At 33.5% G+C, this 16,166-nt stretch carries 16 protein-coding genes and 1 pseudogene; 3 read left to right on the top strand and 14 right to left on the bottom strand.

All coding sequences use genetic code 11. The features are described from left to right. The first annotated feature begins 66 nt into the window (after nucleotides 1-66). From QMD71_04155 to QMD71_04145, 3 genes are all read left to right on the top strand, one after another. Complete coding sequence (locus tag QMD71_04155) at nucleotides 67-438, top strand: hypothetical protein (GenBank protein MDI6840038.1); 372 nt, start codon at nucleotides 67-69, stop codon at nucleotides 436-438. 108 nt (nucleotides 439-546) lie between these two features. Continuing rightward, nucleotides 547-1,047 carry a hypothetical protein gene (locus QMD71_04150; GenBank protein ID MDI6840037.1) on the top strand — a complete coding sequence of 167 codons (501 nt, stop codon included), beginning with the start codon at nucleotides 547-549 and terminating at the stop codon, nucleotides 1,045-1,047. Between the two features lie 36 nt (nucleotides 1,048-1,083). Then, nucleotides 1,084-1,269, top strand: a complete 186-nt coding sequence (locus QMD71_04145; protein MDI6840036.1) for a hypothetical protein — start codon at nucleotides 1,084-1,086, stop codon at nucleotides 1,267-1,269. A 262-nt stretch (nucleotides 1,270-1,531) separates the two neighbouring features. Here QMD71_04145 and QMD71_04140 read toward each other — a convergent pair whose 3' ends face one another. The 14 genes and pseudogenes from QMD71_04140 to QMD71_04075 all read right to left on the bottom strand — a co-directional run bounded on the left by QMD71_04140 (nucleotide 1,532) and on the right by QMD71_04075 (nucleotide 16,121). After that, nucleotides 1,532-2,650: a glycosyltransferase family 4 protein gene (locus QMD71_04140; protein MDI6840035.1), complete on the bottom strand. Its 1,119-nt coding sequence runs from the start codon at nucleotides 2,648-2,650 to the stop codon at nucleotides 1,532-1,534. A gap of 6 nt (nucleotides 2,651-2,656) precedes the next feature. Further along, nucleotides 2,657-3,649 carry a radical SAM protein gene (locus QMD71_04135; GenBank protein MDI6840034.1) on the bottom strand — a complete coding sequence of 331 codons (993 nt, stop codon included), beginning with the start codon at nucleotides 3,647-3,649 and terminating at the stop codon, nucleotides 2,657-2,659. A 44-nt stretch (nucleotides 3,650-3,693) separates the two neighbouring features. Beyond that, nucleotides 3,694-4,755, bottom strand: coding sequence for a glycosyltransferase (locus QMD71_04130; GenBank protein MDI6840033.1), 1,062 nt, complete (start codon nucleotides 4,753-4,755; stop codon nucleotides 3,694-3,696). 6 nt (nucleotides 4,756-4,761) lie between these two features. Continuing rightward, nucleotides 4,762-6,069, bottom strand: a complete 1,308-nt coding sequence (locus QMD71_04125; GenBank protein ID MDI6840032.1) for a glycosyltransferase family 4 protein — start codon at nucleotides 6,067-6,069, stop codon at nucleotides 4,762-4,764. After that, nucleotides 6,069-7,427, bottom strand: coding sequence for a hypothetical protein (locus QMD71_04120; protein MDI6840031.1), 1,359 nt, complete (start codon nucleotides 7,425-7,427; stop codon nucleotides 6,069-6,071). The genes QMD71_04125 and QMD71_04120 overlap by 1 nt, the downstream gene beginning before the upstream one ends. 92 nt (nucleotides 7,428-7,519) lie before the next feature. Beyond that, entirely contained in the window at nucleotides 7,520-8,677 is a 1,158-nt protein-coding gene (locus QMD71_04115) for a glycosyltransferase family 4 protein (GenBank protein MDI6840030.1), read from the bottom strand. Between the two features lie 45 nt (nucleotides 8,678-8,722). Beyond that, on the bottom strand, nucleotides 8,723-9,799 hold the full coding sequence (locus QMD71_04110; protein MDI6840029.1) for a radical SAM protein: 1,077 nt from the start codon (nucleotides 9,797-9,799) through the stop codon (nucleotides 8,723-8,725). A gap of 89 nt (nucleotides 9,800-9,888) precedes the next feature. After that, nucleotides 9,889-10,977 carry a glycosyltransferase family 4 protein gene (locus QMD71_04105; GenBank protein ID MDI6840028.1) on the bottom strand — a complete coding sequence of 363 codons (1,089 nt, stop codon included), beginning with the start codon at nucleotides 10,975-10,977 and terminating at the stop codon, nucleotides 9,889-9,891. 16 nt (nucleotides 10,978-10,993) lie between these two features. Continuing rightward, nucleotides 10,994-12,118 carry a DegT/DnrJ/EryC1/StrS family aminotransferase gene (locus QMD71_04100; protein ID MDI6840027.1) on the bottom strand — a complete coding sequence of 375 codons (1,125 nt, stop codon included), beginning with the start codon at nucleotides 12,116-12,118 and terminating at the stop codon, nucleotides 10,994-10,996. After that, nucleotides 12,102-12,713, bottom strand: coding sequence for a class I SAM-dependent methyltransferase (locus tag QMD71_04095; protein MDI6840026.1), 612 nt, complete (start codon nucleotides 12,711-12,713; stop codon nucleotides 12,102-12,104). The genes QMD71_04100 and QMD71_04095 overlap by 17 nt, the downstream gene beginning before the upstream one ends. After that, nucleotides 12,704-12,955 (bottom strand): annotated as a pseudogene (locus tag QMD71_04090) (methyltransferase domain-containing protein). The gene QMD71_04095 and the pseudogene QMD71_04090 overlap by 10 nt, the downstream one beginning before the upstream one ends. A 63-nt stretch (nucleotides 12,956-13,018) precedes the next feature. Next, complete coding sequence (locus QMD71_04085) at nucleotides 13,019-13,561, bottom strand: methyltransferase domain-containing protein (GenBank protein ID MDI6840025.1); 543 nt, start codon at nucleotides 13,559-13,561, stop codon at nucleotides 13,019-13,021. A gap of 22 nt (nucleotides 13,562-13,583) precedes the next feature. Continuing rightward, nucleotides 13,584-15,143, bottom strand: coding sequence for a murein biosynthesis integral membrane protein MurJ (gene murJ / locus QMD71_04080; GenBank protein ID MDI6840024.1), 1,560 nt, complete (start codon nucleotides 15,141-15,143; stop codon nucleotides 13,584-13,586). 24 nt (nucleotides 15,144-15,167) lie between these two features. Next, nucleotides 15,168-16,121 carry an SDR family oxidoreductase gene (locus QMD71_04075; protein ID MDI6840023.1) on the bottom strand — a complete coding sequence of 318 codons (954 nt, stop codon included), beginning with the start codon at nucleotides 16,119-16,121 and terminating at the stop codon, nucleotides 15,168-15,170. Nucleotides 16,122-16,166 lie beyond the last annotated feature (45 nt).

The following is a 16,166-nucleotide window of genomic DNA, read 5'->3' as shown; positions in this document are numbered from 1 at the left end:
AATGGATTCATCTGAGCATAATTGGTTACCATTTATTGAGAAGAAAGGACTTTTTATGCCTTATATGTGGACAAAGCTTCTCAATTTAAGACTACAAGATATGGAGGATTGCATGTAAATGTAGCAGTGGAGCAAGAAGGAACTCATATAGATAGGGCATTAAAAGAGCTCAATTTTTGTAAGAAATATGAGCGAGAAGTTAATAACGATAATACTATCCGGTTTAATGGAGAAATTATACAGCTCCCACCGTCTAAATATAAGATTTCGTACGCTAAATGTAAAGTAGAAGTGTGCCTACTTGAGGATGATAGGATATATATCCTTTATCAAAACAAAGTAATCCATATTACAAAAATGTCTAAAAACAAGTCACATAAGGAAATAGAGGAATTTTTGAGCAAAAGAGGATATGTGCCATACGGAGTAAAATTTTAACATTTTGATGTAATAAAAATTTAACATCTTGACGAATTAATAACAGTTTTTTTTATCCATAATTCTTAAAAGTTGACATAAAGCATTTTCTATGATAAAGTTATTTTAATGTATTACGAAGCTGTATTCCGTGAATTAAACAAGCACAAGGTACGTTACCTCGTTATTGGTGGTATTGCAGTCAATCTTTACGGTATCCCACGAGCAACAGCAGATTTGGACTTAATGGTTGAGATGACTTCAGAAAACCTTAAAAAGTTAATCACCGCCATTGAACAATTGGGCTATAGACCAAAAGTCCCAGTAAAAGCATTAGATTTTGCCGACCCTGTAAAACGAAAAAAGTGGCAAGCCGAAAAGGGGATGGTTGTCTTTAATTTTTTTCATCCTGCTAAACCGTTCGAGTCAATAGATATTTTCGTAGATAATCCTATAAGATTTGAAATCGCCGAACAAAATAAAAAAATAGTTACTGCTGGGGAGATAAAAATTCCTTTAATATCTATTAATCATCTGATTGAGTTAAAAAAGGTCTCAGGAAGAAAACAGGACTTATCTGACATTGAACATTTACAGGAAATTAAAAAACTTCTCATTGAGGTAGACTGAACATAAATTATTGATTATGATTATCTGTTTACATCAATGAAAAAACGAGAAAATCGGGGTGGGTATTATTTCTATCGTTCCAAAGAACAGCTTAAAGAATACATGGCACTTCCGCCAGAACAGAAACTTGAGTGGTTAGAGGAAATTAACAGGTTTCTTTACAAGGCGATGCCCCTTGAGAACCGCAAGATTTGTGAAAAATTTCGTCGTGGCGAAATATAGAATACTTTATTTATTAACAATGCTTTGTTAAAATTTTAATGTTTTTACTTTCTTATTCCTTATGTAGACTTATTTTAAACACAGAATATCACGAAATCACAAAAATAAAAGAAAGACGCGAAATCTTAAAAAATAAAAATTTTTATGCTTAAATCCTTTTCGTGTTTTCATTCTTTCGGGTTTTCGTGATAGTTTTTAACAAAATACTGTATTAAGTTAATAATTCGTCAATTACACGCTAATACTTTTGTTTCTCGCTCTCCTAATTATATTTTCGGATAGCTATAAGAGACTGGTAAACATTTTCTGTCTGAGCCACTACTGTATCCCAATTATAATCTCGTACAACGCGTTCTATAGCTCTCTTGCCCAAATCTTTACTAATCTTTTGGTTTTTAAGTAAAAATAATATCTTGGTTGCTAGGTCTTCCTTGTTTTTATTTATGAAAGAAACTCCACAACCTTCCGCTATCCCCAAATTCTCTGGAATGTTGCTAAAGATGACAGGTTTAGCAAAACTCATCGCTTCAAGCAGGGTAACTGGTAATCCTTCGTACTCAGAGGGTAATACGAATAAAGAGCAGTTAGCAAACAATTCTTGTAGAACTTTACCGTATTGATAACCTAAAAAATAAATATTGCTATTTCCTGCAACGCTTTCCTTTAGCTTTTTAATGTACTTATTAGAATAACTGGAACCACCAACAATTACAAGTTTCTTATTGGTGTTAATACTTTTATATGCATCAATGAGTAAATGGCAACCCTTGGTAGGAATAAGTCTTCCCACATATAATATATATCCATCCCTCATAAGATTAAATTTCTCTATCTCTTTTGAGCTGTTTATCGCAGGAATATTTACACCATTTGGGATATAAACTACTTCCCGGTGATATTTACTCTCATAATAGTTCTTCAGTATTTTTGAAACAGCAATTCTTTTATCAGGAAAATGGATAAAAATTCTCTCTGCAAGTTTAGAGAAAGCCTTTGCGAGTTTTCCCCATTTCCCAGACCGTTGATACGCTTGCCCATGAGAAGTGACCACTACCTTAGCTTTTAGCTTTGCCAGTCCCATAAGAATAGCAGGGTCAACACTCTGGAAATGCACTATGTCTGCTTTCCTGTGAGAGAAGAGAAGATGTACTAAAGAAAGAAAGGTGTAAGTTATCATTTCCAAGTTCTTTTGCTTCAAGGTAGGCACTCTCACGACCCTGACCCCCTTATAAGAGCCGCTTACCTTAGTATAATGGGACTGGGAATACACAGTTACTTCATGTCCTCTTTTAGACAGCCTCGTAGCAAGTTCCTCCACATGTTTTTCAACCCCCCCAAAGGTAGCGGGTATCCCCTTTTGGCCAACAAATGCGATTCTCATAATAAGCTAAGAAACAGCATCTCTTCTTAACTGGTCTCTTATTTTGTTTTTAAGAACCCATAATGTGGGTTTCCAAATTTGTTTTCTCATTGCAGGAACTGCAGTCCCAGTCATCCAACAATTTTTAGTACAATTTTTGACCTTCTCTCTGACTCTCCTTGCCTGTTCACTGTGCCATATTTCATCAAAGTCTTTTTCTTTTAAATTTCCCATGATCCAAGATGTATCAGAACCATTGCAAGCCAAGACATTACCATACGGATCTAAGAAAAACGAATCGATTCCTGCTACACAAGGTAAAGGACGAACATTTCCATAGATATAGTTCAAAAGCCCAAAATTAAAATATGCTCTTAACCAATCCTTTATCCTCATCCTCAAACTCTCTCTTTTGGAACTCAACAAGGCTCGAACAAACTTTTGCATTTCCTCTGTAACAGCACTTATATCTTCAATCTTGTTGTCGTGTTTAAAAAAGTAAAAAGAATTATGTATAGTAGCGGTAGCAAATTCTAAATCCATAAATACCATCAAGTGATATAAATCAAGTAAATCTTTCACATTTTTATCTGAGATTACCATACTGAACCCAACATCTTTTATCCCCATTTCTTTCAGTCTCAAAACTGTCCTTAGCCCGTGATCAAAGCCATCTTTTAAACCCATCAATCTATCATTAAGTTTTGGTAATCCTTCAATACTTACACGTATGGTGATGTTAGGATATTTCTTGGCAACTTGGATAATTCTTTGAGTGAAATATCCATTTGTACTTATCTCGAGGCGCTTTGTTTTCTTATTGAGAACTTCAATAATGGCTTCGATATCGTTGCGTAGCATTGGCTCTCCACCTGTAATGTTTAATCGTTTCATACCACATGGTATTTTATCGAGGATCTCAGGTGTAATTTCATCCTCGGGCCTGGTAGGATGCTTCCATGAATAGCACATTTGACAATGTGCATTACAGCGATAAGTTGTTATCACAGCACATTCCATTTTATCCCATGTTAATCCTCTAAAATTTTTTTTGAGAGGTAAACTCACTTACAATGCCAATGCCTTTCATTCGATTTTAGAATTGAAGTAAGGCTTTCAGAATAGTTATGCTCAGTATGATTTTTAAGGATAGATCTTCTGGCCTCAAGTCCTAGATTAATAAGATATCCCTCGTTATATAGTAAATTATGAATCTTTTGAGCAAGATCTTCATAATCTCCTTCTTCAACAAATAGACCATTTTTGCCTGAAACTATATAATTTTCAGTTGTTACAGTTTTCGTAGCAATAACTGCTTTTCCCATCAGCATAGCTTTAGTGAGTACAAGTAGCCCCGCAGTCATGGATCCTTTTAAAGGCAATACTACAATTTTCGATTTCTTCATTTTCTCATAAAATTCTTCAGAATTAAGGTCAAAATGCAAATCTACATTCGGTGGTACTTTAGCTATATTAAATGTCTTTCTTCTTGCCACTACACAGAATGATATCTCTGGATTTAACACTGCAGCATTAAATAAGGTTTCCCAATCTCGCTTAGCTTCACCCCCTGAAAAAACATCATAATTATTACTATTGTTTATTCCAGTGTAATTAAACTCATCCGATTTTACCGCATCTTGTAGTATCTTAAATTTATTTAAAGGAACCTTAAATTTTTTAGAAAAACCGGTTGCATAGATAGTGTGATTTACAGAGATAAACGTCGCTCTTTTTAAAGAATAAGTATAAATTAATTTTCTTAAAAACATAAGTAATAGCGATTTATCGTGTACAATGAGATTTAGCACACCTATTTTTGTATCTATTCTTCGAAACAACTTAAAGATTAGACAAACAAATACTCCATTTACTGCATTCCATGCAATTATCCATTCCGGATGTTTTCTGGAAGATAGAAAAAACACCCGAAACGCCAGTTGGAAGTATTGCAACCAAAGAATGATTTTTCTCCATCGCACTGTTATATTTTTCATACTGTAATTGGGAATGTCCAACAGCGTGACTTTGTATTCGATTTTTTCAAGTTCGCTTTGTAGCCAAAATTTAACTTTTTTAGATTGTTTCCAATCTACACAAAGAAATATTTCTTTTTTGGGGCTCATTTTAAATCAATGGATCATTTTCTTATAAAAGCCTGTTTGGTTTTTAAAAATGGTTTTGCCATGTTTAGTAATTACCTTCCCGTACATTTCCATCAGCCGTTCATAATGCACCTCAGGATTATATTCCTTTTCAACCATCGCTCTCGCCCTTTGTCCCATTTTTTGTCGTTCTTTTGCATGCGCAATCATCCACTCTATTTTTTCTGCAAGGTCATCAGCATTACCTAGCTCAAACAATAGTCCTGTCTCTCCATCTTTAACCAATTCTGGTATCCCACCAATTCTTGAGCCAACAACAGGCTTACCCATAGCAAAAGCTTCTAAGACTGAATAAGGAGAGTTCTCATACCATTCGGAAGGCAGGACTATAAATAATGCATTAGATATAAATTTTTGTATTTTGTCCCTATCAACATGACCAAGAAATTTTATCCTATCTTTAACCTTTCTTTTTACCAATTCCTCTAACTCTACCTTAAGAGGGCCGTCTCCAGCAATCCATAAATTTACAGAATCACACAATGAGACTGCTCTTATCAAAGTTTTTAACCCTTTTTCATAAGAAAGACGCCCAGAATATAAGACGTAGGAAGTAGAATTTTTGTTCTCCACTTCTCCACTTCTCCACTTCTCTACCTCTCTTGTGTCAATAAAATTAGGAATATGAATAACTTTATCTGAAGGGAATCCATATTCTACCATCTTATTCTTTAAAAATTTACTTGGCGCAATAAAAAAATCTACAAGTTTCAAAAGCCCCAAAACCCTATGAACATATTCTTCTAACATTACCATAAAACTGGCAGCATAGGAATCTTTTCTACACTTCTTAAATACAACATTATAAAACCTCCCTCCTTTGCAAACTTCGCATATCCCATCTTTTGAAAAGAAGGTACTATTAGGGCAGAGAAGAAAATAATCATGCAGTGTCCATACAATTGGTATATTTCTTGCTTTAAGTGTATGAAAGATTGAAGGTGTAATATGCCTATGAATATTTTGGATGTGAGCAATATCTACAGGATATTTATTGAGTAATTGGCTGAGCTTCTGTTTTGCTACATTTGAATAAATTGTTCTTTTAAAAACACGAGTCCCAGCCCGTAATCCTCCCTTTGCAAGTTCTTCAGGTAAATCAATCTCAGGTACAAAGAATTTAGAGTATTCACTTGAAACATTTAGAGGGTGACGCATAGCAAAATCTATAACCTTGTGACTACCCATTTTTTGAAGCAAGTGTGAAAGTTCAAAAGTGTAAACACAATCACCACCCCGATTATAATGGAAAGTATTTACAATTAAAATATTCATCAGTGCTCACTCCTGCTTATTTTTGACATATAATGTTTATATACTACTGCAGTTAAAAAATAAAATATATAGTTAGGCGAATCATGTCGCCAAACTAAATCATAGAAAGGACCGAGAACGGCATAGAAAATCCACATACCGACTAAACCTAAAGAAAAAATGTTTAGATTAGTATCTGCAACAGAACTACTCACCCTTTTTATCGTAAGTAATACTCTTAATAACATCCAGTAGTAAATAATTAGCCCAATTATACCAACTTCTCCCAAAATTGCAGATATTTGGTTCAGATACAATGGTATAGATACTAGTTTCCCCGGTGTCCCTGTAAAGCTACCAGCAAGCATACTTCCTGGACCTGTCCCAAATAATAGTGAAGACCAGCCCTCTTTCAAAAAATAACGAATTACAAATACGCCGCCATAGATTCTCGACACAGTCCATGGGAGTCGCTTAGTCTGAAGAAATAGTGCTGGATTTCTTAAAATCTTTATAAAATAACGTAGCGGTGCAATTAAGTTCATACCACCATCTGAATAAATTCTATCCCATATCCCATAAATAAAGCAGAATAAAATTAAGAAAAATACTATTAATAATATAGCATCTGACCTCTTTTGGACAGCTTTCGCCTTTAGTGCAGCATAAATAGTAATTATAACAACAATTGGGACTGAGTAAATCATCGCCTTGATTTCGCCAAATAATAGTGGTATAGATAAGAAAGCGTAAAATATCAGATGGCTAATCTTAATTCCATTTACAACATCAGATGCAGTAAGCAAGGCTATTGCATAGATTGCGTAAACACCGAGGTCAAAGTGACCCCATGGCCCCAATGTGAAAGAAAGGTAATCTCCAGAAATACCTAAGACGGTATACCGGTAAACACATTCAGGAATTTGTATAGCAAGAAGGAATATGAAGCACCTATAAAAAACTTTTACAACATCTTCTCGTATATCCATATTAATAAGGACGATGAACAACAAAGGATACCTGATATGCAACACTAAACTTACTAACATATCAAAAGGTTTAGCGTTATTGACAATCCCTGAAAAAACAGAGAAACCTATGAATACTCCTAACGGCAATGCAATATTACTTAGTTCAATAGGTTGTGCCCTTATGCATATTTTTACAAATTGAATGTAGATAATTAAAGGTATAATAAAAACGCTAATCCACCTAAGTAGTAAATAATTTTCCAATAACCCACCTGTAGCTGTCTGCCGTGGTATATACCACAAAATTGGTAGCAATATTACTGGCATCCAATCCCAGTGCTTAATAACAATAGCCACAAAAATAATGCCAAGAACAGAAAGTAACAAAATTATAATAATGTTAACCATTCTCTATTATTCCTCTATCCATGACTATAGCAGTAAGTATGCACAAAAAATTATATGCAATTGCAAAATGTTTCTATTCTTAAAGAAATTAATTATAATGAATCTAGGAATAAGGTTAGAGCTTCTGCCTGCCTATCCCAAGTATAATTCCGTTTGACTATCTTTCTACCTTCTTTACCTATCTCTTTAAGTTTATCTTTCATTTTATAAGCTTTTATAATTCCATCAGCTATACACTCGGGAGAGCTTGAGTGTATAAATATTCCACAAGCTGAGCTATTGAGTATCCCTCTATGTGCCTCAATATCTGTGGCAATAATAGGTTTCTCCATTGCAAGATATTCCATTAACTTCAACGGAACACTGACTCTCCACTCTATTAAATCAGGGAGAGGTAAAATACCAACATTGCAAATTGAAATGTAAGAGGGCATCTTTTCATAGGGAACTGAGTCATGTATAAGAACTTTGTTCTTCAAATCAAGCTCTTTTGTTAAAGAACATAATCTATCGGTTGCATTGCCTTTTCCTATTAAAAAGAGCAAGATGTCAGGATATCTGTCCTCTAAAAGCTTTATCGCCCTAATAGTTGATTGAAGACCTCTACTGGATTGGAATGCACCATGATACATTATTATAAACTTATCTTGTAGGAAATTGACTTCATCTACAAGTTTTGTATTACTTGGGTTAAATAAAGCCAACGATACACCAGAACTCCAGATTCCCATCTTATTCTTAGGAATATGGTATTTATTAGAGATATACTTTTTCATAAAAGCAGAAATCACTGTTACGCCATCTGCAAGAAATTTTGCTCCATAGAGGACTATTATATGAATTTGTTCTTTTACCCACCCTCGCAAAGTATGAGTTTCAACAGGTAGAGTTCTCACATCTAAAACGAATTTAGTCTTAATCCATCTCAATTTTGATAGAATTAAAAAAGGAAGTGAAGGCAAGAAAGCAAAGCTGTCCATAAGGACAATATGTGGATTACGATAAAAAACACTAAATATAAGATAGAAAAACAGTGAAATAGAAAAGCTAAAGCTACAAGCTATCTTCCATGGCAAGGCTGGCAAATAAATCATATTTTGACCAAGCCCAAAATCCAGTTTCTTTCCTGTGTGTGGTACTACTAAACTCACGCAATGTCCAATCTTTAACAGTGCGTTTGCCATCTCTATTCTACTCGTTTTGCTTAAGTCTTCATTGAGTCGTTTATAGTTTATCCAGATTATTTTCATCCATTTAAACTTTGAAATATCTTCATCGACTTTTAAACTTCTTTTTCACCAACGTAGAGTGTTATTACATAAAATCTTTGCTATATGGCTACTATTTTCAACGCAAGTTCTGCAACAATCAAGTAATGGGATTGAATGATTAATAAACATCCTTCGCATTTCTTGGAAGTGAGGCAGGTTCCATACATCCTTGTCAGTAAAGATATTACCGTATTCTTGATTTGGTGTAATCACCCTTCCACAACCACTAACATTTCCATTAGCATCGACACGTATAGAAGTAAAATATGAAGTGCATAATCTCTTTTTTATCTTCCGTTGGAGAAGTTTAGGAAGGGCGATAATTAAATTAGAATTAGGTTTAGGTAAATTCGATAATAACTCTACAATTTCGTAGTCGTCATCAAATAAGCACTGGTTTTCTGTGAACCCTTCCCTGCGTGTGGGAATAAGATTCTGAAAATCAAGATAGTCTACTCTGAGTTGTTCTGCTAATTTAATCATCTCTGGTATATGCTTATAATTTGACTTTGTACAAACATATGAAATACGAATAGAAAGCTTTGTATTCTTCTTATTTCTCATTTCAACTAATTTTCTGACATTTTCTAAAACTATATCAAAAAAGTGACTTCCAGTAACTTTTTTATATTTATAAGAATCGTTTGCATTTATGCTAATAGAAATTGAGTCCAATGATGAATCAATGATATCCTTAATCTTATCGCCTATGAGAATACCATTAGTAATAATGCTCACTCCCATATTATTTTGGTTTGCATATTTAATCATATCAAAAATATTTGGGTTTAAAAATGGCTCACCTAATCCGGCGATATTCACACTTGTAGCTCTAGGAAATCGATCTATAATCCTTTGAAAGGTATTGAGAGTCATATCATCGCTTATTTGATGACAATAATCAAATTCTTTATTGGTGGCAGTACGAAGACACATTCGACAATTAAGATTGCATCTGTCTGTGGCGTAAATTCCTATATGAAATGGTGTATAATTCAAGTAAGTAGTTCTCAAATATAGTTCTTTTTTGACTCTATTAATGAGTTGCGAAAAGTTATGCTTTCGTACAAAACTAATCATATCTGAGATCTTGTAATTCATAATGGCCCTTCTGACAATGAGTCAGGAATATCTCGGGTATACATCGTTATTAATTATTATAATTATAATCATAATAATCATATATAGATTCAGTTATACGACTTCCACACTAGTTGCTTTAGACCAGATATTAACTTTGGGGCTGCTACTTCGAGCGAATAATTCTTGACAACTAAATCTCTTCCCCTTATTCCCATATCTCTCCTTAATTCAGGGCTTTCAATTAAAATAGAAAGTTTCTTAAACCACTCATCTTCAGTCTCAGCTAAGAAGCCATTTTCTCCATCTTTAACCAATTCCCTATTAATACCTACAGGTGATGCTACACATGGAATTCCTATTGCCATATATTGTAACAATTTATAGCCACCTTTTCCCCGTGTCCACTCGTTATCTGGCAAAGGTGCAATTCCTATATCAAAATTCTGTAAATCCTTTACCTCATTATCCAAACTCCATCTTTTCAGTCTAATAGGCACTCCATCAAAATCTATATTTTGGGCACCAATTAGTTCGAAAATCAAATTCTTATAGGTGGTATTTAATCTCTTGAATGTATTTTTTAACATAGTGAGATACTTCTGTGTAGAGAGACTACCAATCCACCCAATAATAATTTTATCTTTTTTAGTCCAAACTTTAGAATAATACCGATTGCAATCTATAGGACCTGTTATCATTATAATATTATCATTTCCAAATTCATTAACATATTGTTTTGTAAATGAATTCTCCAGAATGATTAAATCATACAAAGGTATCTGTTGGTCAAATTTTTGTTTGTCGTAAGGCTTACCAGCATATATAGCATCGTCGAAGTCAAAAATGATTGGTTTTTTGTAAATATTCTTTATTCTTTCTATTATTGAGGTAGGAAGTAACACTTTCTGAATAAAAATTATGTCATACCGGTTGATATAGCTTAAGAATCGAACCGTCTGAAAAAAGGAATAGAAAAAGTTGTACTTGTTATTAATCCTCTTATATAAACTTTTTGCAATTTTAAAAACTAATTCTCTCCTTAGGAATACAGTTGGTATAGTATACCCATAACTTGGGTTGTAAGTGATCACTTTAAATTTTATTTTATCTTTTATAAAAAATGGTAAATATTGAAAAACTCTTGTCCTGCTGCTTGCCACCACTGTGGGACCAAAGGTAAGGAATAATATTTTCATATAAATTATAAATACCTTACCATTCTTTCTCTTTGCCAAATTTGATTATCTCATTAACAATCTTTTCGAACTCCTCATCACTCATATCAGGGTAAAGTGGAAGAGTTAGTAATTTGTGCCATACTTTTTCAGTAATTGGGAGATTTACCTTAACATTACCAAAAATTTTAAAATGATGGATTGGCTTGTAATGAACCCCAGTAGAAATTCCCTTTAAATACAAATATCTATTTAATTCGTCTCTCATAAGGATTTTCACTGCATAAATGTGACGACTGCTGTAAGCATAATCTTTCTCAACCAGGGGTACAACCCACTTCACATCCTTAAACGCTTCGTCATACTTTTTAGCATATTTCCGACGAATTAGATTATGTTCATCAACGACCTTAAGTTGTGCCAATCCGATGACTGCAGTGATATCATTCATATGATACTTAAAACCTAATCTATCCACTTTATACTCCCAGGAATAGCTCTCTTTAGAAGACCGTTCCCAAGTTCCTTTATCAATGCCAAGCCATCTCAATTTTTTGAGCTCGTTGTATAGCCTCTTATCATTAGTTGTTATCATACCGCCGTCACCGGTTGGCAAATTTTTCACAGCATGAAAGCTAAAACATCCCATAATTCCAATAGAGCCCAACATAACCCCCTTATATTTGCCACCACAACCATGGGAATTGTCTTCTATAACCCAAAGATTATGTTTATTCGCTATTTCCATTATTTCGTCCATTTTACAAGCGTGCCCACCGTAATGAACTGGAATTATTGCCTTTGTTTTTGGCGTTATCTTTTCTTTTATATTTTCAGGGTCAATACACAGAGTATCCTCCTCAACATCTGCAAAAACTGGTGTAGCACCACAATATAAACAAGCTAATGCGGTAGAGACAAAAGTCATTGAAGGGACAACAACTTCATCGCCCTGCTTAATTCCTAAAACATAGTTTGCTAAATGCAGAGCTGATGTAGCAGAATTTACACCAATAGCGTATTTTACGCCAATATAATCAGCAAATTTTTCTTCAAACTCCGCTGTTTTAGGACCTAGTCCAATCCAGCCCGCATCAAATATTTTTTCTAATTCTGGCAAAATTTCTTCCTTGTTCATTTTAGGTCTAAATACTGGAATCATTTTTTATTCCCCCTATTTTCTCCGATTTGATTATAAAAACCCCTCCATAAACTTTAGTTAAAGTAAATTTTCCTAAAAATCTATTTATAAATACTGAGGATGCAAATAATTTGTCTCGTAATTTCAATTTTTGTATTTTCGTTGCTAATCTAAAAAGCTTATCAGAAATAAAGAAGCCGAATGTTCTAAACCCCACAAGCTTTAATCCATTTAGTTCTAAAAATTTATTTATTTCCTTTAAATCATGAGCTACTACATGCCAAAGTCTTTCTCTCTCTTGAAGAGAAAAACCATAATAGTCTTTTTCATCGACATTCTTAGTTTCTGGACGAAAGAAATTATATAAATTATATATTGATTTCAATATTAATGTGGGTCTCAATACAAATTGAAACTTTTTCGAATTTCCAATGAGATTCCTATTATGGCAGCTGAATAAAAGTGTTCCACTCGGTTTTAATATTCTATTTATCTCAGACAAAAATGGAGTTGGCCCTTTCAAATATTCAAACATCCCTAACGATACAATTGTATCAAAATATTCGTTCTTAAAAGGAACATTTGTAGCATCTCCTACAAGAAATTCTATAGACATATCTGAAGTAAGTTTCTTTTAGCAATCTTAATCATTTTTTCGGAAATGTCAATACCTATCACTTTTTTAGCTCTTTGATACACCGACAATGCGTATCTTCCTCCCCCACAACCAAGGTCTAAAACAACCTTATTTTTAACCTCTATCAATTCATCTACTATTTTGCTTTCAAAATTCTCCCAATAAAATCCTTCTATACATACATATCGCTTATCAAAACTATCGCTTATCAAATTATACCAAGTTCTTACCCTTCTTTTTCTTTCTCAATGTTTATCATTCTTGCTCATTCTCCTTACGATTATCTATTTAATCACATCCAATTCTATCCATACCGAATGGACTATGTTAATAAGATGCCTACTTAAAAATTTTCTGAAAGGAAATAAGAAGAAACAACGCCAATTATTAAAAGGTGGAAGATAATTATATTTAACGCTATTAACTTTAAAATTTGTGTTAATTCTATAATCTGAACCATACCACTTATCCGTAGAAAAATACTTGAAAGTTTCAACAGTAATAACTTGCTTATGTGTAGGGTCTTTCCATTGTGTAACTGATGACCAATAAGGAAAACTAGCTAAGATTGTTGCTCCATTTTTACAGATACGATAAAGCTCTTGCATAAAAGGAATAAAATTGGTTATATGTTCAAACAAGAAGTTGGCATATATTCTATCAATTGTACTATCTTTAAAGGGTAGGCTTTTTTCAATATCACAAACAACATCAACTCCTTCTAATTTTATACCATCAACTCCTATATATCCCTTCTGTTTTCGGATGCCACAACCTAAATCGATACAAATTAAATCATTTGGTAGATTATGTTCTCGTCTAACCATTCTTTAACTTAATCTTCTCTCTTTAGCTAAACACCTTCTTAAATCTTCCAATTATTTTCTCTTTCAAAGTAAATGCTTCTTCTATCTTAAAAATATAGATGACAAAAGTTACATACAACATTATACCTAAAATTCCACTTATACTGCTTCGTAAAATTAGAGCATTTTTCAACAATACAAGGTTAGAGCAATAATGCATACCAATAGCACTAAATAAAGAGGCTGCTAATATTTTTATAAATCCATTAAAGACTTGCTTTCCATTAATACCCTCATATATTTTTTCCATAACAAACATAGATATTATCAACCCAAGTGTATAATATATTGAAGTAGCTATAGCAAGTCCAATATAAGAAAGATATTTTGATAAGATATAACTAATACATAGATAAATTGAGGTCTCAATAACAGCCAAAAATGCGGCTAACTTAGTTTTTTGTGAAATGTAAAACCCTTTCCCAACCACATTACCAAGACCAGCAGTTATAAAAGCTATTAAATGTATTAATAGCACATTAGTAACTGCTACAGTTGCAGTATAGTCAAATTTACCTCTTTCCAAAAGCAACTGAATTATTGGAACTCTAAGCACAGCGAAAATAGCTGCTATTGGGAAAGTAGTCAACATTATAATCCGGACCCCTTTAGCAAAGTGTTCTCTCACCCTTGCTAAATCATTTTCTGCCCAACTCCTTGCCATTAAAGGGAAAATAGTAATTGCAATTCCACTTGTGGCTATAGTACCCAGGATGTTAATAATCTTACTTGAGTATCCTAAATAGGAGATACTGCCTTCGGCAAGATTGGAAGCAATTATCCTTTCAATAAGTGTGGTAGCACGAGAAAATAAACCAGCAAATACTAAAGGGGACATTACTCTTACTACCTTAAGCATACCCTTATTTAAAAAATCAAAATTGAATATATATCTTTTTAGAAGTATTGGAGTCAAAATAAGAAAGGACACAATAGAGCCAACTAAATTCCCAAAAGCAACACTTCTTATTCCCCATAATGGGTGAAGAGTGATAACAAGTAAAAGAATAGTAATTCCATTTATAATTGGTGCTATTGCTGGTTTAAAAAACTGATGACGCGCATAATAGAGACTTGATAATAAGTTACCCAGTCCACTAAATATAATGGATGGCAAAACAATTCTTATTAGACTAACTGTCAATAAAAATGACTTACCATTAAAACCCGGAGCTGCCACAGAGACCAATTTAGGGGCAAAAATACAACCAAGAAAGGAAATCAAAAAAAGGGTCACAAATATAAAATTAATGGTAATGCTTGCTACTTTCCATGCCTCATCTTTATTCTTTTGAGTTTCGTATTCAATAAATATTGGAATAAAAGTTACATTCAAAGCAGTGATAAGAACAGCAGTTATAAACTCCGGAATAACAATAGCCACTAAATAAGAATCCATTTCTATTTTAGCACCAAATTTGGCAGCCAAAATGACTTGGGTGAAAAAACTTATTATAATACTTAGGATAGAGAAAAAAGTTATAAGTAAAGTTGGTTTTAATAAATCTCTTTGATTTAGAAAGTCAATTTCATATTCTTTCATAAAGTAGTATAATTGTTTTCAATCTTAAAACCACTTCACTGTTTTTACCAATCCATCCAATAACTCAACCCTTGGAGAATATTTTAGTTTACTCATGCTCTTTGAAATGTCTGCCATTGAGTGCTTTACATCTCCAGGTTTAGGTTTTTTAAAAGTTGGCTTAACACTGGTGCCTAAAATTTCATTTAGCCTATCTATGATACTAAGTAAGCTGTACCTCTTACCGCAAGCTATATTGAATATCTCGCTCCCTGTGTCTTCTGTCTCAATAGCAAGTATATTTGCCTCAACTACATTAGAAACATAGGTAAAGTCCCTCGTCTGAAGACCATCGCCATAAATTATGGGTGACTTCCCTTTCTTTATTGCACTGATAAATTTAGGGATTGCTGCTGAATATTGAGAATTTGGGTCCTGTCTTGGACCAAATACATTGAAATACCTTAAAATCACTGTCTCCAAACCATAAACTTTATGAAAGACTTGGCAGTATTTTTCTCCACTTAATTTACTAACTGCATAAGGTGAAATAGGTTCTGGATTCATATCCTCTTTTTTAGGCAGAATTTCAGAATTCCCGTAAATTGATGATGATGAGGCATAAACGACTCTTTTTACCTTTGCATCTCTAGCAGCCTTCAAGATATTTAAAGTTCCACCTACATTTACCTCGTTGACAGTAATAGGGTCTTTAATGGAACGAGCGACAGAAACGAGAGCTGCCTGGTGGAGTACATAATCTATTCCTTTCATTGCTTTTCTCACAATATCAAAGTTTCTTATATCGCCCTCAATTACCTCCAGATTATTGGTAACTGGTAATTGGTGATTGGCTAAATTCTCAAGGAAGCAAGCAATGTTTTCTCTCCTCCCAGTAGAGAAGTTATCAAGTATTCTGGCTTTTTTATTTCTCCTTAACAATTCCTCGACAATATGAGAGCCTATAAATCCTGCACCTCCTGTAACCAAATATCTCATACTAAAAGGAAGAGCGTATTATATCTAATATAGCCTGTTCCTTTA

The sequence above is a fragment of the bacterium genome, from assembly GCA_030018315.1.
Taxonomy (GTDB): Bacteria; Hydrothermota; UBA3073; order JACQXS01; family JAGMCI01; genus JASEGA01.
The sequence above is the reverse complement of the archived record's forward strand: the minus strand, read 5'-3'. Positions and strand labels throughout refer to the sequence as shown.